The 18481-nt window shown below is 67.3% G+C and carries 21 protein-coding genes and 1 riboswitch; of the genes, 12 read left to right on the top strand and 9 right to left on the bottom strand.

All coding sequences use genetic code 11. The features are described 5' to 3' along the window. The first annotated feature begins 9 nt into the window (after positions 1 to 9). From AC0KVN_RS14735 to AC0KVN_RS14720, 4 genes are all read left to right on the top strand, one after another. Positions 10 to 558, top strand: a complete 549-nt coding sequence (locus tag AC0KVN_RS14735; RefSeq protein ID WP_004210421.1) for a J domain-containing protein — start codon at positions 10 to 12, stop codon at positions 556 to 558. After that, positions 531 to 881, top strand: a complete 351-nt coding sequence (locus tag AC0KVN_RS14730) for a (2Fe-2S) ferredoxin domain-containing protein (RefSeq protein ID WP_435567310.1) — start codon at positions 531 to 533, stop codon at positions 879 to 881. The genes AC0KVN_RS14735 and AC0KVN_RS14730 overlap by 28 nt, the downstream gene beginning before the upstream one ends. Before the next feature lie 72 nt (positions 882 to 953). Continuing rightward, complete coding sequence (locus tag AC0KVN_RS14725; RefSeq protein WP_435567143.1) at positions 954 to 1274, top strand: hypothetical protein; 321 nt, start codon at positions 954 to 956, stop codon at positions 1272 to 1274. Next, positions 1274 to 2803: a methyl-accepting chemotaxis protein gene (locus AC0KVN_RS14720; RefSeq protein ID WP_010336709.1), complete on the top strand. Its 1530-nt coding sequence runs from the start codon at positions 1274 to 1276 to the stop codon at positions 2801 to 2803. The genes AC0KVN_RS14725 and AC0KVN_RS14720 overlap by 1 nt, the downstream gene beginning before the upstream one ends. Positions 2804 to 2810: 7 nt before the next feature. Here AC0KVN_RS14720 and AC0KVN_RS14715 read toward each other — a convergent pair whose 3' ends face one another. Continuing rightward, positions 2811 to 3257, bottom strand: a complete 447-nt coding sequence (locus tag AC0KVN_RS14715; RefSeq protein WP_287431104.1) for a hemerythrin domain-containing protein — start codon at positions 3255 to 3257, stop codon at positions 2811 to 2813. 169 nt (positions 3258 to 3426) lie between these two features. Then, positions 3427 to 4041: a superoxide dismutase gene (locus tag AC0KVN_RS14710; RefSeq protein WP_010336711.1), complete on the bottom strand. Its 615-nt coding sequence runs from the start codon at positions 4039 to 4041 to the stop codon at positions 3427 to 3429. 420 nt (positions 4042 to 4461) lie between these two features. On the opposite strand from AC0KVN_RS14710, the gene rnk reads away from it, so the two are divergent. Beyond that, entirely contained in the window at positions 4462 to 4872 is a 411-nt protein-coding gene (gene rnk, locus AC0KVN_RS14705) for a nucleoside diphosphate kinase regulator (protein ID WP_435567142.1), read from the top strand. 21 nt (positions 4873 to 4893) lie between these two features. On the opposite strand, the gene ispZ is transcribed toward rnk, so the two are convergent. Genes ispZ through AC0KVN_RS14680 form a run of 5 tightly spaced genes read right to left on the bottom strand, consistent with a single transcriptional unit; the run spans position 4894 to position 9564 of the window. Continuing rightward, positions 4894 to 5547, bottom strand: coding sequence for a septation protein IspZ (gene ispZ, locus AC0KVN_RS14700; RefSeq protein WP_435567141.1), 654 nt, complete (start codon positions 5545 to 5547; stop codon positions 4894 to 4896). Continuing rightward, a complete protein-coding gene (gene ftsY, locus AC0KVN_RS14695; RefSeq protein ID WP_004210433.1) occupies positions 5537 to 6475 on the bottom strand; it encodes a signal recognition particle-docking protein FtsY in 939 nt (312 codons plus the stop codon). Before ftsY ends, ispZ begins: the two co-directional genes overlap by 11 nt. Next, a complete protein-coding gene (mtaB, locus tag AC0KVN_RS14690) occupies positions 6475 to 7716 on the bottom strand; it encodes a tRNA (N(6)-L-threonylcarbamoyladenosine(37)-C(2))-methylthiotransferase MtaB (protein WP_435567140.1) in 1242 nt (413 codons plus the stop codon). Before mtaB ends, ftsY begins: the two co-directional genes overlap by 1 nt. 2 nt (positions 7717 to 7718) lie before the next feature. Continuing rightward, entirely contained in the window at positions 7719 to 8531 is an 813-nt protein-coding gene (dapF, locus tag AC0KVN_RS14685; protein WP_435567139.1) for a diaminopimelate epimerase, read from the bottom strand. 40 nt (positions 8532 to 8571) lie between these two features. Further along, positions 8572 to 9564: a threonine ammonia-lyase gene (locus AC0KVN_RS14680; protein ID WP_435567138.1), complete on the bottom strand. Its 993-nt coding sequence runs from the start codon at positions 9562 to 9564 to the stop codon at positions 8572 to 8574. Between the two features lie 139 nt (positions 9565 to 9703). Beyond that, positions 9704 to 9945: riboswitch (cobalamin riboswitch) on the top strand. 171 nt (positions 9946 to 10116) lie between these two features. On the opposite strand from AC0KVN_RS14680, the gene AC0KVN_RS14675 reads away from it, so the two are divergent. Genes AC0KVN_RS14675 through AC0KVN_RS14665 form a run of 3 tightly spaced genes read left to right on the top strand, consistent with a single transcriptional unit; the run spans position 10117 to position 13731 of the window. After that, entirely contained in the window at positions 10117 to 11973 is a 1857-nt protein-coding gene (locus AC0KVN_RS14675; RefSeq protein ID WP_435567137.1) for a TonB-dependent receptor plug domain-containing protein, read from the top strand. Next, a complete protein-coding gene (locus AC0KVN_RS14670) occupies positions 11960 to 12964 on the top strand; it encodes a FecCD family ABC transporter permease (protein WP_435567136.1) in 1005 nt (334 codons plus the stop codon). Before AC0KVN_RS14675 ends, AC0KVN_RS14670 begins: the two co-directional genes overlap by 14 nt. After that, positions 12958 to 13731, top strand: a complete 774-nt coding sequence (locus tag AC0KVN_RS14665) for an ABC transporter ATP-binding protein (protein ID WP_435567135.1) — start codon at positions 12958 to 12960, stop codon at positions 13729 to 13731. Before AC0KVN_RS14670 ends, AC0KVN_RS14665 begins: the two co-directional genes overlap by 7 nt. A gap of 37 nt (positions 13732 to 13768) precedes the next feature. On the opposite strand, the gene AC0KVN_RS14660 is transcribed toward AC0KVN_RS14665, so the two are convergent. Continuing rightward, positions 13769 to 14974 (bottom strand): penicillin-binding protein activator, encoded by a 1206-nt coding sequence (locus tag AC0KVN_RS14660; RefSeq protein ID WP_483656189.1) that lies wholly within the window; start codon positions 14972 to 14974, stop codon positions 13769 to 13771. 11 nt (positions 14975 to 14985) lie between these two features. Between AC0KVN_RS14660 and rsmI the strand changes: the two genes are divergently transcribed. The 4 genes from rsmI to AC0KVN_RS14640 all read left to right on the top strand — a co-directional run bounded on the left by rsmI (position 14986) and on the right by AC0KVN_RS14640 (position 18039). Continuing rightward, positions 14986 to 15843: a 16S rRNA (cytidine(1402)-2'-O)-methyltransferase gene (gene rsmI, locus AC0KVN_RS14655; RefSeq protein ID WP_159365322.1), complete on the top strand. Its 858-nt coding sequence runs from the start codon at positions 14986 to 14988 to the stop codon at positions 15841 to 15843. Further along, positions 15840 to 16193, top strand: a complete 354-nt coding sequence (locus AC0KVN_RS14650; RefSeq protein ID WP_004210447.1) for a YraN family protein — start codon at positions 15840 to 15842, stop codon at positions 16191 to 16193. Before rsmI ends, AC0KVN_RS14650 begins: the two co-directional genes overlap by 4 nt. 130 nt (positions 16194 to 16323) lie before the next feature. Continuing rightward, entirely contained in the window at positions 16324 to 17298 is a 975-nt protein-coding gene (gshB, locus tag AC0KVN_RS14645) for a glutathione synthase (RefSeq protein WP_435567133.1), read from the top strand. A 141-nt stretch (positions 17299 to 17439) separates the two neighbouring features. Further along, the gene (locus AC0KVN_RS14640) at positions 17440 to 18039 is read left to right on the top strand and encodes a DedA family protein (protein ID WP_004210450.1); all 600 of its coding nucleotides are present in this window, start codon (positions 17440 to 17442) and stop codon (positions 18037 to 18039) included. Positions 18040 to 18178: 139 nt separating this feature from the next. On the opposite strand, the gene AC0KVN_RS14635 is transcribed toward AC0KVN_RS14640, so the two are convergent. Further along, positions 18179 to 18472 carry a hypothetical protein gene (locus tag AC0KVN_RS14635; protein ID WP_435567132.1) on the bottom strand — a complete coding sequence of 98 codons (294 nt, stop codon included), beginning with the start codon at positions 18470 to 18472 and terminating at the stop codon, positions 18179 to 18181. Positions 18473 to 18481 lie beyond the last annotated feature (9 nt).

The following is an 18481-nucleotide window of genomic DNA, read 5'->3' as shown; positions in this document are numbered from 1 at the left end:
TTTGGTCCGATGGCAAGACAGAGCCGATCAAATGACTGGGGTTTTCCCCGCTGGCGTGCCTATGGCGCGACGCGGGAAGCGCAGCGCGTGCGCATCTGCGACCGTTTCGGCTGTGACCAGCCGGGTAACTGCCCCGCGCCCAAATCGCCCAACAGCCCGGACCGCTGGTATTTCTGCAGCGAGCATGCGGCCGAATATAACCGCAACTGGGACTATTTTCAGGGACTGGACGAGGAAGAGCGGGCCGAACGCGAGCGCACCGAACGGCGCGATGCCGGCGGCTATCAGTCGAGCGCCCATCATGGCTGGGGCGGTCCCGGCGACGGCAGCCGGTCGCGCGACGAGATGCACGCGCTGCAGGCGCTGGGGTTGGAGGATGACGCCGATTTCGAGGCGGTGCGCAAGAGCTGGCGCAGCCTGGCCAAGGAATATCATCCCGACGTGAAGCCGGGCGATGCCGAGGCGGCGGTGCAGTTCCAGACAATCCAGGCCGCCTATGAGGTGCTGCGTGCGGCCGAGGAGCGGCGCACCTGGAAGCCGCGGGGCGCCAGCGATTGAAGGATCATGTCCGGTCCAACTGGCAAAATGCCGTGCTGGTCTGCCGCAAATGCTCGAAGAAGCTGGACGGCGGCTTCGGCAAGGATGGCGAGGAGCGGCTGGCCAAGGCGCTACGGCGGCATTTGTCGCTGAAGAAGGGGCGCAAGGCGGCGGCCGGCATCATAGAGGTGAATTGCCTGGGCGTCTGTCCGAAGGGCGCGATCACCGTGGTCAACGGCGCGGCGAGCCGCGACTGGCTGCTGGTGCGGCCGGGGGCGGATCTGGACGCACTGGCGACGGCGCTGGACCTGCCGGCGCAGGCGGAATCGCAGAAACCGGGCTGACTTACGCAAAATGCGTAAATCCGGACGGGCCTGTTAAGCCTATCCTTACCAACATTTCCTAGGGGGGATGCCATGCGGATATGGCTTCCTTCCTCGCGCGGTGCGGTGCTGCTGGCCCAGTTCGCGATCATCCTCCTGGGTCTCGCCCTGCTCTATGGCAATCCGCCGGCGCAGGGGCGCATCCTGCTGATCCCGATGACGGCCGGCGCGCGTGCGCATCTGGTGCCTGATGCGGTGGCGCATGGCGCCCGGCTGGTGGCGAGCGGACGCCTGCCGGGATCGATGGTGGTGGAGGGGCAGCGCGACGCGCTGCTGCCCTTGTTGCGGGGCGGCATATTGCCGCTGCGCGCCTTTGCCGCGGCCTGTGGCGAACCGGTGGGAGGATTGGCCTGATGGCATTCAACAGTCTCGAAAGTCTGCGCCTGCACGGGCTGCGTATCCTGTTGCTGTGCAGCCTGATCTGGACCGTGCTGATCGGCATTGGCGGCATGATGATCGGCAATGAGCGGGCGGCGCCCGCCATGCTGCTGTCGGCGCTGGCCAACATCCTGCCGACCTGGATGGTGATGCGGCGTCGCAACGACCTGGAGGTGCGGCTGGTGATGGGGACGCTGGCGGCGGTGCAGCCGGCGATCACCCTGTTCCTGCTGAGCGGCCATGTCTGGCAGATGGACGCACACATGTATTTCTTCGTGGCGCTCGCCTCGCTGGCGGTGCTCTACGACTGGCGGCCGATCCTGCTGGCGTCGGTGCTGATCGCGCTGCATCATCTGGTGCTGACCTATGTCGCGCCCAATTGGGTGTTCTCGGGGCAGGCGGAGATCGGCCGGGTCATCATCCACGGCTTTGCGGTGGTGCTGCAGGGCACGATCCTGGGCTATCTCAGCATCAAATTGCATGGGCTGCTGCTGGCGCAGGACGCGCATGTGGCGGACACCGCCCGGCTGGCGCGGGAAGCGCAGGCGGGGCGCAATGCGGCGGAATCGGCGATGGATGCCCAGCGCCAGTCCGACGCGCGCGAGGCGCATCTGCGGATCGAGCGGGATGCCGAAAAGACACGGATGGCGCAGGACCGGCGCAGCGAGACGCTGGCGCTGGTCGGCGCGTTCCGCCAGTCGGTCGCGGGCGTGGTGAGCGCGGTCAGCGCGGCAACGGGCGAGCTAAAGGAATCGGCCGGGCTGCTGCATGATCTGGCGCGCCGGGCAAGCGTGGGCACGGACGAGACGATGGCGGCGGCGGGCCAATCCTCGGCCAGCGCGGCGGTGCTGGCGCGGCGGATCGAGCAATTGTCCGAATCGATCAGTGCAATTGCAGCGGCGGCCAGCCAGCAGGCGAGCCTGGGCGGCGAGGCGCAGCGCGTGTCGGTGGCGGGGCATGAAGCGATGCAGGCGATGGAAGGGCGCACGGCGTCGATCACCAGCTTCGCCGATTCGATCACCGAGATTGCTGCCCGCACCAATTTGCTGGCGCTCAATGCCACGATCGAGGCGGCACGGGCCGGCGAGGTCGGGCGCGGCTTTGCGGTGGTGGCCGGCGAAGTGAAGCAGCTGGCCAACCAGACGGCAAGTGCGACCGGCGAAATCCAGTCGCTGGCCTCGTCCGCGCGGCAGGGCGCCGGGGTGGCACAGGAAGCCCTGTCCGAGGTGGCCGGCAGCGTCGAGGAACTGGCGCAGGCGGCGCAGGCGATCCAGCGTGCAGTGGCCGACCAGCGGGATGCGACGGCGGCGATCGGCCAGTCGGCGCGCGATACCGCCCGCGACGCCGATCATATGGCGCAGCGGATGGCGACCGTGGCCGATGTCGCGCGCAATACCGAAAATCTGTCCGATCGCGTATCGAGCGCGGCGGCCGGCCTGTCGCGCACCGCGCAGGAGTTGCAGCGCGCGACCGACCTGTTCGTGGCGCAGTTGGAAGCGGCCTGATCGCCGGTCAGCCGGCGCGGGCTATCTGGCCGGTTGCCTGGTCATCGATAGAGCGTGCCAGCGGATAGAGGACGCGCTCTTCCCGATCGATCCGCCGGGCAAGGGCATCCAGTATCCGGTCGCTGTCGGCGCAGAAGCCGCGCCAGTCGCGGGTGATCCGCTCGTCGGTCCAGGCGGCCATGTAGCGGGCGAAGCTCTCGGCCAGCGCGCCGATCTCGGCCTGGATGCGGGCGGCGGTGGTGCGGACGCGATCGTCGCCCTGGCGCTGGAGCGCGGGGTAGAGGATGCGATCCTCCAGCGCGAGATGGGCCATCAGCTTGCGCGCCAGTTGCCAGCGCAATGCGCTCACCGCCTGGGGCAGGTCGGGATCGGCGATCGCCTGGCGCAGTTGCGCGGCGATCAGGGCGATCTCCTCATGCTGCGTCCCCAACTCGTCCATGTTCATCGCGATCATCCTCCCTGCCCCGTGCGATCATGCATCGGCCGGCGTTAAGAGGGGATTGGAGCGCAGGGCAGGCAAAGCGCGCAAAGCCTGTAAAAAGAAGGACCGCCCGGCGCCTGCGCACCGGACGGTCCTTCTGTCATAGATCCTGTGGATCAGGCTCCATCGGAGCCTGACGCGATCAGGCCGGCTGGTCGGCGCGGCTGGCGCCCTGGCCGTCGAGATTGAGGGCCGCGAAGTCCCAGTTGATCGCTTCCTTCAGCAGCTTTTCGGCATAGGCTGGGCGCAGGTTGCGATAGTCGATGTAGTAAGCATGTTCCCACACATCGAGGATCAGCAGCGGCGCGTGGCCTTCATGGGCGACGGGGGTGTCGGCGTCATGATAGCTGGTCACTTCCAGCTTGCCGTCCTTCAGGATCAGCGCGGCCCAGCCGCTGGCGAAGTGGCCGACGGCCTCTGCCTTGAGCTTTTCGATCAGCGCGTCGACCGAACCGAAGGCTTCCTCGATCTTGGCGAGCAGGTCGCCGGTCGGGGCGGTCTTCACCGGCGACAGCGAGTTCCAGTAGAAAGTGTGGTTCCAGATCTGGCCGACCTGGTTGAACAGGCCGCCCTTCGACGACTTGATCAGTTCGACCAGCGACTTGCCCTGCAGGCTCTCGTCGGCGGCGACCAGTTCATTGGCCTTCACGACATAGGCATTGTGATGCTTGCCGTGGTGGAAGTCGAAGGTTTCGACCGACAGGATGTCGCCAAAGGCGTCCTTGGCATAGGGAAGATCGGGCAGAACAAAGGCCATGGCGGAACTCCTCGGGTTCGTTATGGGGCGGCTCGCAGCGATGCTTGCGATGCCGGTTTATCATATGGTCCATGCGGGGCGTGGACGCCTCCGTCGCTTCCCATATGCGCACCCAACGCCCAAGAAAACCAATATGTGCCTATTGCGAAACGATCGCAGAAACAGGCGGTTGGCGGGGCTTTCGGGCGATGACGGCCGGGCAGGGCCGGGGCGGCTTGCTTGACAGGCGGGACGGGGCCGAACATGATCCCGGCCATGCCGTTCAAGGTCATCTTTGCACGCTTCCGCCATCATGGGGGACAGCTTCTCGCGGGCCATCCGCCCCGGACCTGACAGGCGCGCTGCCGGCAGGTTCGGGGCACCCTTCTTGACGCTTTGCGCCCGAGGACCGGGCGCGCACCCCTATCAGGAAGTTTTCCCATGACCCTGCAACAGAAGTGGGCGGCCGTGCCGCCGATCCATATCGTCGAATCCGAAGCCGACATGATTTCCGACCTCGCCTGGGCGGCGCGCGACCGCTTTCCTGACGTCAGCCAGTTGTTGCTGGAGGAGGTCGGCCGGGCGCAATTGTGCAGCCGGGCGGCGCTACCGGCCGATGTCGCGGCGATGGGATCGACCATCCTCTATCGCGATGGTGCGCGCGGGACGCCGCGCCGGGTGGAACTGGTCTTTCCCAGCCATGCCGATGTGGCGCTGGGCCGGATATCGATCCTGACGCCGGTCGGCGCCGCCTTGATCGGGATGCGGGCGGGCAATGCGATATTGTGGCCGGACCGCGACGGCCATCTGCGCGACATCATGGTGGATGCGGTGGTTCAGGCGGAGGCCTGAACCACGCGGATCAGCGCCGTGTCAGCCCTGCGGCGGGGTGGTTTCGCCCACCTCGTCGCTGTCGAGGCCATCGTCCAGGGTCAGGCCGTGGCGCAGCAGCATCGGGATGTTGGCGCCGGCGAAGACGACCGACACGATGGTGACGCCCCAGACCTTGACCGCGAGCCAGGTGTCGAAGCTCATCGACCGGCGCATCAGCTCGTTGGCAACCGCCATGAAGACGAAGAAGAAGGCCCAGTTGCGCGACAGCTTGCGCCAGCCTTCCTCGGTCAGCCCGTCATAGGCGGCCTGGAGCAGATATTTGAGCAGCGGCTTGCCGCGCAGCAGCCCGGCGAACAGCATCAGCGCGAAGAAGGCGTAGATGATGGTCGGCTTCAACTGGATGAAGCGCTGGTCGTGGAAATAGATGGTGAGGCCGCCGAAGAAGAGGATCAGCAGTGCCGAGAGCCACAGCATCGGCGAGACCCGGCCCAGCTTCACCTTCGAGATGATGACGGCGATCACGATCGCGGCCATGAAGGCGGCGGTGCCAAAGCTCATGGCGGTGATCGGGTTGCCCGCACCCCAGAACCAGCCCGCGCCCTTGTAGCTCAGGAAAAAGACCAGCAGCGGCCCGAAATCGAGCGCGAGGCTGAGGCTGCCGCCATGGGCGGGCTTCTTGGCGTCAGCGGGCATAGGCTGTCCCCGCGATCGCGCGTGCCATGTCGCCGGCATCGAAGGGGCGCAGATCCTCGATCTTTTCGCCGACGCCAATGGCGTGGATCGGCAGGCGATATTTCTCCGCCGCCGCGACCAGCACGCCGCCGCGCGCCGTGCCGTCCAGCTTGGTCATGACCAGGCCCGTGACCTGTGCGGTTTCCTTGAAGACTTCGATCTGGTTCAACGCATTCTGTCCTGTGGTGGCATCGAGGACCAGGACAACGTCGTGCGGGGCGGCCGGGTTCAATCGGCCGAGCACGCGGCGCACCTTGGCCAGTTCGTCCATCAGTTCGGTCTTGTTCTGCAGGCGGCCGGCGGTGTCGACGATCAGCACGTCGATGCCGGTGGCCGTGGCCTGCTTGACCGCGTCGAACACGATGCCTGCCGCGTCGCCGCCTTCCTTGCCCGCGACGATGGGCACGCCGAGGCGTTCTGCCCAGACCTTCAATTGGCCGATGGCGGCCGCGCGGAAGGTATCGCCCGCTGCCAGCATCACGCCATAATCCTGTTCCAGGAAATTATTGGCGAGCTTGGCGATGGTGGTGGTCTTGCCCGATCCGTTGACGCCGATGACCAGGATCACCTGCGGCCGCGGAAAGGCTTCGATCTCCAGCGGGCGGGCGACCGGGGCCAGCACCTTCTCGATCTCTTCCGCGATGATCTCGCGCAGATATTCCTCGGTCAGTTCCTTGTTGTAGCGCCCCTCGGCGAGGCGGTCGCGCACCCGGCCGGCCATCGCCGGGCCGAGATCGGACATGATCAGGGCTTCCTCGATCTCGTCGAGGGTCTGGTCGTCGAGCGCGGCCTTGGTGAAAAGGCCGGTCAGATTCTCGCCGAGCTTGTCGGATGTGCGCTTGAGGCCGCCGAAGAGGCGGTCGCGCCAGCTGGTGCCGGTGTCAGTCATTATTGCGCCTCTTGCGCGATCAGCGCGCCATTCTCAAGGCCGCTGATGCGGGCCGCGACGATCGTGGAGGGGGGCTGGGGCGTGGTGAAGCGCACCGGCGCGAAATTTTCCGCATGGCCCGACAGGCCGTTGCGTTCGACCAGCACCGACTGGCGGGTGCCGACCAGGCGGGCGAGCCAGGCGTCGCGCTGCGCCGTGCAGGCATCGCGCAGCAGCGCGGCGCGCGCCTTGATGGTCGTGCGATCCAGCTGGGGCATGCGCGCGGCCGGCGTGCCGGTGCGCGGCGAATAGGGAAAGATATGGCCATGGACGATGTCGCAATCGGCGACCAGCGCCAGGCTGTTGGCGAACATGGCGTCATCCTCGGTCGGGAAGCCGGCGATGATGTCGGCGCCGATGCTGATGTCCGGGCGGGCAGCCTTCACCCGATCGACGATGCGCACGGCATCGGCGCGGGCATGGCGGCGCTTCATGCGCTTCAAGATCATGTCGTCGCCGGCCTGTAGCGAGAGATGCAGATGCGGCATCATCCGTGGCTCATGGGCGATGAGGTCGAACAGCCGCTCGTCAATCTCGACACTGTCGATCGAGGAGAGGCGCAGTCGAGGCAGGTCCGGGACATGGCGCAGCAGCCGTTCGACAAGCTGGCCGAGCGAGGGGCTGCCCGGCAGGTCGGGGCCATAGCTGGTGACGTCGACGCCGGTCAGCACGATCTCGCTATAGCCCGCATCGACCAGCTGCTTCGCCTTGTCGATCACCGCGCCGGCGGGGACGGAGCGGCTGTTCCCCCGGCCATAGGGGATGATGCAGAAGGTGCAGCGGTGATCGCAGCCATTCTGCACCTCCAGAAAGGCGCGGGCATGTTCGGCAAAGGCGCTGGCCATGTGCGGCGCGGTGTCGCGCACGGCCATGATGTCGGAGACGTTGACCTTATCCGCCACCGGGGCGAAGGCGGCTGCCTCCAGCTTCTCCCGGTTGCCGATCACGCCGTCCACTTCCGCCATGGCGGCGAAGGTCTGGGGTTCGGTCTGGGCGGCGCAGCCGGTGACGAGGATGCGGGCGTCGGGGCGGTCTCGCCTGGCGCGGCGGATCGCCTGCCGGGTCTGGCGCACGGCCTCGGCCGTCACGGCGCAGCTGTTGACGACGATCAGGTCGTCCTGTGCGCCGGCCATTTCGCGGATCGCTTCGCTTTCCGCGATGTTGAGCCGGCAGCCCAGGGTGATGATGTCGGGACCGGCCACGGTCAGAAGCGGTCCCAGTCCGCCTCGCCGTCGAACACATGGGTGGCGGGGCCGGTCATGCGGATCGTGCCGCCCGGTGCCCAGTCGATCTCCAGGTCGCCGCCCGGCAGGCTGACCGTTACCGGGCCGGCCATCAGCTTGCGCCGGATCGCCGCGACGGCGGTGGCGCAGGCGCCGGTGCCGCAGGCGCGGGTGAGGCCGGCGCCGCGTTCCCAGACGATCAGGCGCAGATGCTGCGGGCCGACGACCTGCGCGAAATTGACGTTCACGCGGGCGGGGAAGAGCGGGTCATGCTCGATCAGCGGGCCGAGGCGTTCGAAATCGACCGCGTCCAGATTCTCGACGAAGAAGATCACATGCGGGTTGCCGACATTGACGGCGGCCGGCGCGGGCAGGTCTTCCCAACTGGCCGACATCGTCAGCGTGTCCATCGGATAGCCAAGCGGGATCGCGTCCCAGTCGAAGCGGGGCGCCCCCATATCGACGCTGGCGCCGCCGTCCACGCCCTTGGCGTCGAGCAGCCCGGCCCTGGTGCGGATCAGCACGTCCTTGCCGACGAACAGCGGCACGCAGCGGGTGGCATTGCCGCAGGCTTCCACTTCCGAACCGTCGGAATTGAAGATCAGCATCGACACGTCGGCCTGATCGCCGGCTTGCGGGGAGCCGATGACGATCAACTGGTCGCAGCCGATGCCGGCATGGCGATCGGCAATGGCGCGGGCGCGCGCCTCCGTCATCGCGACCGGCGCCTGGCGCGCGTCGATCACGACGAAATCATTGCCCAGACCATGCATCTTGGAAAAGCGGCTCATCATGGCGCCGCATTTAGTGCGGGACGGGGCAAAAGACCAGCGGTCAGGCGTTCGGGCCGCCGATGATCGCGGCATAGGCGGCCGGATCGACATTGGCGCCGGAGATGACGAGGGCGGTGGCGCCGTCGGTCGCTGGGGCGAGGCCGGCGAGCATGGCGGCGAGCGCGACCGCGCCGCCCGGTTCGACCACCAGCTTGAGCGTGGTGAAGGCGAAGCGCATCGCGTCACGTACCTGATCGTCGCTGACGACCAGGCCGCCGGCGAGCAGGGCGTGGTTGATCGGGAAGGTCAGCGTGCCGGGGCTGGGCGCCAGCAGCGCATCGCAGATGCTGCGTGCGTCGGGCGAGACGCTTTCCCGCACGCCGCTGGCGAGCGAGCGAGCCGTGTCGTCGAAGCCGGCGGGTTCGACCGCATAGACGCTGATGTCGGGGCGGGCGGCCTTGACCGCCGTGGCCGTGCCCGCGACCAGCCCGCCCCCACCGCAGCAGACGAGAATCTGTGCGAGGTCGGCGCCGGCGGCCTGGGCCTGGTCGAGTATTTCGAGGCCGATCGTGCCCTGGCCGGCGATGATGAAGGGATCGTCGAACGAGGGGACCAGCGTTGCGCCGCGTTCGGTGGCCAGGGCGGTGGCGATTGCCTCACGGCTCTGGGTGAAGCGGTCATAGGGGACGACCTCGGCGCCGAGCGCACGGGTGTTGGCGGTCTTGATCGCCGGGGCATCGGCCGGCATCACGATCGTGGCGGGAATGCCGAGCAGGCGCGCGGCAAAGGCGACGCCCTGGGCATGATTGCCCGAGGACCAGGCGACGACGCCCGCCGCCCGCTCCGCATCGTTCAGCCGGGCGAGGCGGTTATAGGCGCCGCGGAACTTGAACGATCCGCTATGCTGGGCGCCCTCGAACTTCACCAGCACGCGCCGGCCGCACAAATCGTTGAGCGCGGCATTCTCGATCAGCGGGGTGCGGACCGCCGCCGGCGCGATCAGCCGCGCGGCATCGGCGACGTCGGCGGCAGTGATAGCAAGCGAATCGGTCATGTCGGCTCCTTGGGTCAGAGGCCCCTGCATAGCCGCCCGCCGGCGCCGCGCAACGATCCGCCGGGGCGATCCGGGCCCGCTTGGCAGGGCTTGTGCTTTGGCTTATGGGGGCCGCGCGCCGGGGTGATCGAAAGCCCCGGACGCGCATGATCGCGCCGGTGCCCGCATGGGCTGAAAACGGGAATGCGGTGCGGGGGGCGCAGCCCTTCCAAATCCGCGGCTGTCCCTGCAACTGTAAGCGGTGAGCGCGATGCGCAGGGTTCCCAAGCTCTTCAAAAGGGGAGGGCCGGAACCGGCCACTGGACCGACAGGTCCGGGAAGGCTGGCGCATCGCTGCCCTGACCCGCGAGCCAGGAGACCTGCCGGCGTCTGGTCGCTCTTGCCCTGGCCCAGGGGATGGCCATGGCGCGGTGTTTCCGTCGAGCGACGCCCATGGCGGCCGGGGCCGCATCGGTGCGTGGGGCGGGGCGCTGGCGTCTTCCCGATCCTCACGCAGCGACCGTTCGCGCGGACGCCCCGGTTCCAAATCGACGGACGCCGGGGGACGATAAAATGAAGATGTTGGGGATTTCGCTGATCGCGCTGCTGGCCGCTACGCCGGCACTGGCCCAGGATCTGGCACAGGATGACGATATCGTCGTCACCGCTTCGGGCATTGCGCAGCCGCGCGACGAGGTTGGCCAGGCGATCACGGTGATCGATGCCGACACGATCAGAACGCGCCAGGCGGTCGATGTCGTCGACCTGCTCGCCACCACGCCGGGCGTCCGTTTCAGCCGCAACGGCTCCACCGGCGGCGTGACCGGCGTGTCGCTGCGCGGGGCGGAGACGACCCAGACGCTGGTGCTGATCGACGGGGTCAAGGTCAACGACCCGAGCGGCATCGGCGACGGCTATGATTTCGGCCATTTGCTGACCGGCAACATCCGCCGGATCGAAGTGCTGCGCGGCTCCAACTCGGTCGTCTATGGCAGCCAGGCGATCGGCGGCGTGGTCAATGTGATGACCGGCGCGCCGAGCGAGGGTTTCGAGGTCAATGCCTCGGCCGATTATGGCTATAGCGACACGCTGAATGCCAAGGCCGATGTGTCCGGCACGCGCGGCGCGGTGTCGGGCGGCGTCGGCGTCGCCTATTTCAACACCGATGGAATTTCCTCGGTCGGCCGGTCGTTCGGCGGCGTGGAGAAGGATGGCTATGAGAATATCGCCACCAACGCCAAGCTGAAGATCGCCTTTTCCGACACGCTCAGCCTCGACCTGCGCGGCTATTATATCCATGCCGATCTCGACTATGACAGCTTCTTCGGCGCGCCGGCCGACAGCAGCGATGTCAGCAAGCTGGACCAATATGTCGGCTATGCCGGGATCAACCTGGCGCTTCTGGACGGCAAGCTGACCAATCGTGCCGCCGTGACCTGGATGCGCAACGACCGCGACTATTATTTCGTGCGCGGCACCGACCCGGATTATGGCTATTCGGGTACCAATCTGCGCTTCGAATATGAGGGCGTCTATGCCCCGGTGGATCAGGCCAGGCTGATCTTCGGCTATGAGCATGAGCGGCCGGACTATGAGTATTTCGGCTTTGGTGACATAGCGAGCGCGAAGGCGAACATCGACAGCGTCTATGCGCTGGCGGTGGTGAAGCCGCTTGCCGGCCTCGCCGTCACCGGGGGCCTGCGCCATGACGATCATAGCCAGTTCGGCGGCGCGACCACCTTTGGCGCCAACGCCAATTACACGCCCAACGCCGGCGCCACCAATATCCGCCTCTCCTATGGCGAGGGGTTCAAGGCGCCGTCGCTCTATCAGCTCTACGACACCTATAGCGGCAACAGCGCGCTGCGGCCGGAACGGTCGAAAAGCTATGATATCGGCTTCGACCAGAGCCTGGACGGGGACAAGGCGGTGCTGTCGCTGACCGCCTTCCGGCGCGATACCCGCAACCAGATCAACTATGATTATGCGACCTACATCTATGGCAATCTGGACCGGACCCGCGCCAAGGGCGTGGAAGCGACGCTGACGCTGAAGCCGGTCGAGGCGGTGACGGTGGCGGCATCCTACAGCTATGTCGATGCGCGCGATCGATCGGGCGGGGCCACCGACGGCAATCGCCTGCCGCGCCGCGCCGCCAATGCGGTCAGTGTGTCGGCCGACTATCTCTGGTCCTTCGGCCTGTCGACCGGCGCGGCACTGACCATGGTCGGCGACAGCTATGACGACACGGCCAACGCGCGCCGGCTCGACGGCTATGCGCTGGCCGGGCTGCGCGCGTCCTTCCCCGTGGGCGATCATCTGGAAGTCTATGGCCGGATCGACAATCTGTTCGATGCGGATTACGCCACCGCCTATGGCTATGGCACCTATGGCCGGTCGGCCTATGGCGGCGTGCGTGTCCGCTTCTAAGGGGCGGCGGCATCCTCTGTTGCTGCCGGGGCTGATCGCCCTGCTGCTGGTCGCGGCGATCGCGTCGGTCGCGCTGGGATCGGTGACGATGGCGCCGGCCCGCATCCTGGCGGTGCTGGCGGGCGGCGGCGACATGGTGGCGCGGGCGATCATCATCGACCTGCGCCTGCCGCGCATGGCGATCGGCCTGCTGGTCGGCGGCATGCTGGGTCTGTCGGGCGCGGCATTGCAGGGCTATCTGCGCAATCCGCTGGCCGAACCCGCCGTGCTGGGCGTGTCCAATGCGGCGGCGCTGGGGGCGGTGATCGCACTCTATTTCGGCCTGTCCGAACTGCATCCGATGGCGTTGCCGCTGCTGGCGATCGTCACTGCGCTGGCGGCGATCGGCGCGCTGTTCCTGCTTGCCGGGCCGTCGGAAAGTCCGCTGACGCTGATCCTGGCCGGGATCGCGGTCGCGACGCTGGCGGGGGCGGGGATCAGCCTGGCGCTCAACCTGTCGCCCAATCCCTTTGCCGCGATGGAGATCATGAGCTGGCTGATGGGGAGCCTGGAAAATCGCAGCATCGACCATCTGCTGCTGGCGCTGCCCTGTATCGCGGTCGGCGCGGCCCTGCTGCTCTATGACGGGCGCGCGCTCGATGCGCTGACCCTGGGTGAGGATGGCGCGCGGGCGCTGGGCGTCGACCTGTCGCGGGCGCGGCTGCGGCTGATGGCGGGCGTCGCGATCGGCGTCGGCGGCGCGGTGGCGGTGACGGGATCGATCGGCTTCGTCGGCCTGATCGTGCCGCATCTGGTGCGGCCGCTGACCGATCGCTCGCCCTCCGCGCTGCTGCTGCCCTCGATGCTGGGCGGCGCGGTGCTGCTGACCCTGGCCGATATCGGCGTGCGCGTCATCCCGACCAGCAGCGAATTGAAGCTGGGCGTGCTGACCGCGATGCTGGGTGTGCCCGTCTTCCTCATTCACCTGATGCGGGAGCGGCGGCTATGGTGACCCTGTCGACCGAGCAACTGGACGTCCGGCTGGGCCGCCATCTGGCAGTGCGCGGCGTCGACCTGACCATGGCGCCGGGCCAGTTGATCGGCGTGATCGGCCCCAATGGCGCGGGCAAGTCGACCCTGGTGCGGGCGCTGCTGGGGCTGGTGAAGCCGGCCGCCGGACGCGCGCTGCTGGACGGCACGCCGGTCGAGCGGCTGTCGCGCCAGGCGGTCGCGCGGTCCATCGCCTATCTGCCGCAGGGCCAGACCTTGCACTGGCCCCTGGCGGTAGAGCGGCTGGTGGCGCTGGGGCGCTTGCCGCATCTGGGGCCGCTGTCGCGCCTGACCGCCGACGATGAGGCGGCGATCGAGGATGCGATGGTCCGCGCCGACGTCACCGGCTTCAAGGGCCGGATCGCGACCGAATTGTCGGGTGGCGAGCGGGCGCGGGTGCTGCTGGCGCGGGCGCTAGCCGTGGGCGCGCCGGCACTGATCGCCGACGAGCCGCTCGCTGCGCTCGACCCCGGCCACCAGATCGATGTGATGGCATTGTTGCGAGCGCAAGCACAGGGCGGGGCGCTGGTCGTCACCGTGCTGCATGATCTCGCCATGGCGGCGCGCTATTGCGATCGGCTGCTGCTGATGGATGGCGGCGCGCTGGTCGCGGACGGGGCGCCGATGGACGTGCTGACGTCGCAGCGGCTGGCATCCGTCTATGGCGTCGCAGCGCGGATCGACGTCAGCGACGGCCTGCCGCTGATCGTGCCGACGGCACGGGTCTGATCGGTAACGAAAAAGGGGGCCTTCCGGCCCCCTTTGCTTAGTTGCCGAAGCCGCGCGGGGCGGGATCGACCACGCTGATCGTGCCGGCGCCGACCTCGCTCACTTCCAGTGCGCGTTCGGCGATGCCGTTGCGGTTGAAGCGGAAGGCGCCGTCGATGCCGGCAAAGCCGCCCGGATCGCGCAGGCGCGCGGTGGGGAAGGGCGCGCCCGGCTTCCAGTCCTGGGCGATCCGCACCGTCAGCAACACCGCGTCATAGCCCATCGACGACAGGCGGAAGGGCGCGCTGCCGTAACGGGTGCGATATTTGGTCGCGAGCTGGCGATAGAGGCCATCCGACACGCTGGCATACCAGGCGCCGCGCAGCACGGGGCTGGTGGCCAGCGATTCTTCGGTATTCCAGATTTCGGTGCCGAGCAGGCGGGCATTGGCGCCGCCATTCTTGCGCACGATCGGTGCGACCTGCAGCGCGACCCGGCCGCTGTCCGCGATCAGCAGCGCGTCATAGCTGGACGAGGCTTGCAGCTTCTTGACCGCAGCGGTGATCGAGGCGGGGGTGCGGTCGAAGGTCTGCATCGACACGACCGTGCCGCCGGCCTGTTCGACCGCGCGCAGCAGCGCATTGCCGGCGCGCTCGCCATAGGTGCCGCGCGGCACCAGCGCGCCGAAATTGGACAGGCCCTTTTGACGGGCGAAGCCGATCACGCGCTCGATCGACTGGTTGGGGGTATAGCCCATCAGGAAGATGTTGCTGCCCGCGACGCTGGTGTCGTTGGAGAAGCTGATGACCGGCACATTGGCCTTGGCCGCGATCGGCCCGACGATGCGGGCGTCATCGGCCAGCAACGGACCCAGGATCAGGCGGTTGCCGTCGGCCAGCGCCCGGTTGGCGGCGGCCGCCGCGCCCGTGGCGGTGTCATAGGTGGTGATGCGGACCTTGTCGGTCTTGATATCCATCAGCGCCAGGGTGGTGGCATTGGCGATCGACTGGCCGACGCCGGCATTGGGGCCGCTGGTCGGCACCAGCAGGGCGACGCGGTGGCGCGCGGTGTCGGTCGGCAGGCCCTGGGTCACTTCCGGGCCGGTCGGCTTGGCGGGACCGGTGGGCTGGGCGGGACCGGGGCCCTTGGGCACGATCGACTGACAGGCGGCAAGCATGATCGTGCTGGCAACGAACAGCAATCGCGCGCTGCGCTTCATCGCCGCGAACATGTTCGCTTGCCGGGGGGCATCCGTCTCTGTCATCTGGGATCCTTATGGAAACTATATTGGCATCCGGGCTTGAGCCCGGGCTTTACATCGTGGCGGGGCCGATCGGCAACCTTGGAGACCTTACGCCGCGCGCGGCGGAAGTCCTGCGGTTGGCCGACGTGGTCGCCGTGGAAGATACACGGGTCAGCGCAAGGCTGCTGCGGCATGCGGGATCGGATCGGCCGATGATTCCCTATCATGACCATAGCGCCGAAAATGTGCGGCAGCGGCTGATCGAGCGGATGGCGAGCGAATCGGTGGCGCTGCTGTCGGACGCGGGGACGCCGCTGATTTCCGATCCGGGCTACAAGCTGGTGCGCGACGCGCGGGCGGCCGGGCGCAGGATCACGACCCTGCCGGGGCCGAGCGCGGCGATCGCGGCGCTGACCCTGTCCGGCCTGCCGACCGACCGGTTCCTGTTCATGGGCTTCCTGCCGAACAAGGCGAAGGCGCGCGGCGACGTGCTGGCCGAAGTGGTGGCGCTGCGCGCGACCCTGGTCTTCTACGAAAGCGGGCCGCGCCTGTCGGACAGTCTGGCGGCGATGGCGGCGGCGCTGGGCGATCGCGAGGCGGCGGTCAGCCGCGAGATCAGCAAGACCTTCGAGGAGACGGCGACCGGCACGCTGACCGAACTGTCTGCCCGCTATGCCGATGCCCCGCCCAAGGGCGAGATCGTCGTCATCGTCGGCCCGCCCGGCGAGGCACCCCCGGCCAGCGCCGAGGATGCCGACGCGGCGCTGCGGGAGGCGCTGACCAGACTGCCGGTGTCGAAGGCGGCGGGTGAGGTCGCCAAGAAGCTGGGGCTCGACCGGCGGACGCTCTATGACCGGGCGAATGAGCTGAAGGGAGAACGCGAGGCGTGAACCGCCAGCAGGCGGAGAAGCGCGGCCGACAGGCCGAACGCATCGCCGCCTGGTGGCTGCGCCTCAAGGGCTGGCAGATCGTCGGCCAGCGCCTGCGCACGCCGGCGGGCGAGGTCGACCTGGTTGCGCGCAAGGGCGCAATGCTGGCCTTTGTCGAGGTGAAGAGCCGCGCCACCGACGCCGAGCTGGATGTCGCGATCGACCAGCGCCGGCTGGCGCGGGTGGCGGCGAGCGCCGAAATATTGTGGCATCAACTGGCAAGACCCGGAGACGACATGCGAATCGACGTCATCCTCCTTGCGCCCGGCCGCCCGCCACGCCATCTGGCCAATGTCTGGCATGGGGGGTGAAGGCTCTCCATTCCGTTCGGGCTGAGCGAAGTCGAAGCCCACGCCTGAGCGCCAGCGAAGGCAAATCACCTCGCTAACGCTCGGCGGAGCCCTTCGACTTCGCTCAGGGCGAACGGTAAAAGGAATGAAGATGACCGAACTCAACCCCCTGACCGTCGCCATGCAGATGGACCCGATGGAAGGGATCAGGATCGCTGGCGATTCGACCTTCCACATCATGCTGGCGGCGCAGGCGCGGGGGCATAAGCTCTATCATTATCTGGCGCCTGACCTCACCTATCGCGACGGCCGGGTGCTGGCCAAGGCGCGGCCGGTGAAGGTGCAGAAGGTCGAGGGCGATCATTATGCGCTGGGCGAGCCGGAGATGCTGGACCTGGGCCGCGACGTCGATGTCGTGTGGATGCGGCAGGACCCGCCCTTTGACCTGAGCTACATCACCGCCACCCATTTGCTGGAGCGGGTGCAGGAAGAGACGCTGGTGGTGAACGACCCGGCCAGCGTCCGCAATGCACCGGAAAAGCTGTTCGTGCTCGACTATGCCCGTTTCATGCCGCCGACGATGATCACCCGCGACCTGGCCGAGGTGAAGTGCTTCCTGGCCGAGCATGGCGAGATCGTGGTGAAGCCGCTTTATGGCAATGGCGGCGTCGCGGTGTTCCATGTCGGTAGCAATGGCGCGAACCTGTCGTCGCTGGTGGAACTGTTCAAGGCCTCGTGGGTCGAACCCTTCATGGTCCAGGCCTTCATCCCCGGCGTCGCGCAGGGCGACAAGCGCATCGTGCTGGTCGATGGCGAGGTCGCGGGTGCGGTCAATCGCATTCCGGGTGCGGGCGAAATCCGCTCCAACCTGGCGGTCGGCGGATCGGCCGCCAAGACGGTGCTGACCGATCGCGAGCGGGAAATCTGCGAGGCGATGGGTCCGGAATTGAAGCGTCGCGGCCTGCTGTTCGTCGGCATCGACGTGATCGGCGGCGAATGGCTGACCGAGATCAACGTGACGTCGCCGACCGGCATCGTGTCGATCGACGCGTTCGACGGCACCGACACCGGCGGCATGATCTGGGACGCGATCGACGCGCGCCTGGCGGCACGGGCGGCGGCCTGACGGATGTGTGCCATTCCTCCGTTCGTCCTGAGTAGCCATTGAGCATGTCGAAATGGCGTATCGAAGGATGTTGCACGCGATGCTTCGATACGAGGCTTCGACTTCGCTCAGCCTCTACTCAGCACGAACGGACATAGGGGCATGACCGACTGGGTGCTGCGGCTGATCGATGCGGGGGGCTATTGGGGGATCTTCCTGTTGATGATCCTCGAAAATGTCTTTCCGCCGATCCCGTCCGAACTGATCATGGGGATTGGCGGCATCCGCGTCGGCCAGGGGCGGATGGCGATGGAATGGCTGCTGCTGGCGGGCACGCTGGGCACCACGATCGGCAATTATTTCTGGTATCTGGTCGGCCATATATTGGGCTTTGGCCGGTTGAAGCCGCTGGTCGACCGCTTCGGCCGCTGGGCGACGCTGGAATGGCGCGATGTCGAGGCGCTGGACCGGCTGTTCGGCAAATATGGCCAGATCGTCGTCTTCGTGTTCCGCTTCATGCCGGCCTTCCGCACGATGATCTCGCTGCCCGCCGGGCTGTTCCGCATGGGGCATGTGCGCTTCCTGATCTGGACTGCCGGCGGCGCTTTGGTGTGGAATTTGGTGCTGGCCTATGCCGGCTTCCTGCTCGGCCAGAATTTCCGCGACATCGACAAATATGTGGGACCGGTGGCGACCGCCTGCGTGGTCGGCGCGGTGCTGCTCTATCTCTGGCGGCTGGCGACCTGGCGGCCCAAGGGGTAAGCGTCTTTTTGAGAAAGCCGGTACCAGCCCGCACCCCCGCCCAACCGCCCGATCCAGTGTCATCCTGTCGGGTGGTTGGGCGGGGGAGTGGGTTGGTACCGTATTGAAAAATCGCCCTTTCGCGATTTTTCAAACAGGCTCAGAAGGGCAATTTGATCCCCACCATCACCCGCTGTGAGGTGGTGCCGTTCGCCATGGTCTGGCTCTCGACATGGACATTGCCTTTCAACTTGCCGAACAGGGTGGTCTCGGCGCGGCCGAGCGGTGGCTCGTCGCTGGTGGCGACGATCTCGCGGTCGACCCGTTCGTCGCGGCGGCGGCCGGTGACGACGATGGCGTTGGGATTGGGCGCGGGCTGCACCTTCTGAAGGTCGAAATCGGGCGGGATGTCGGTGCCGCCAACGCTTTGCAGGGCCATCAACAGACGCAGCATCCTGGGGTT

It is taken from the genome of Sphingobium sp. SG1, from assembly GCF_057063145.1.
The sequence above is the reverse complement of the archived record's forward strand: the minus strand, read 5'-3'. Positions and strand labels throughout refer to the sequence as shown.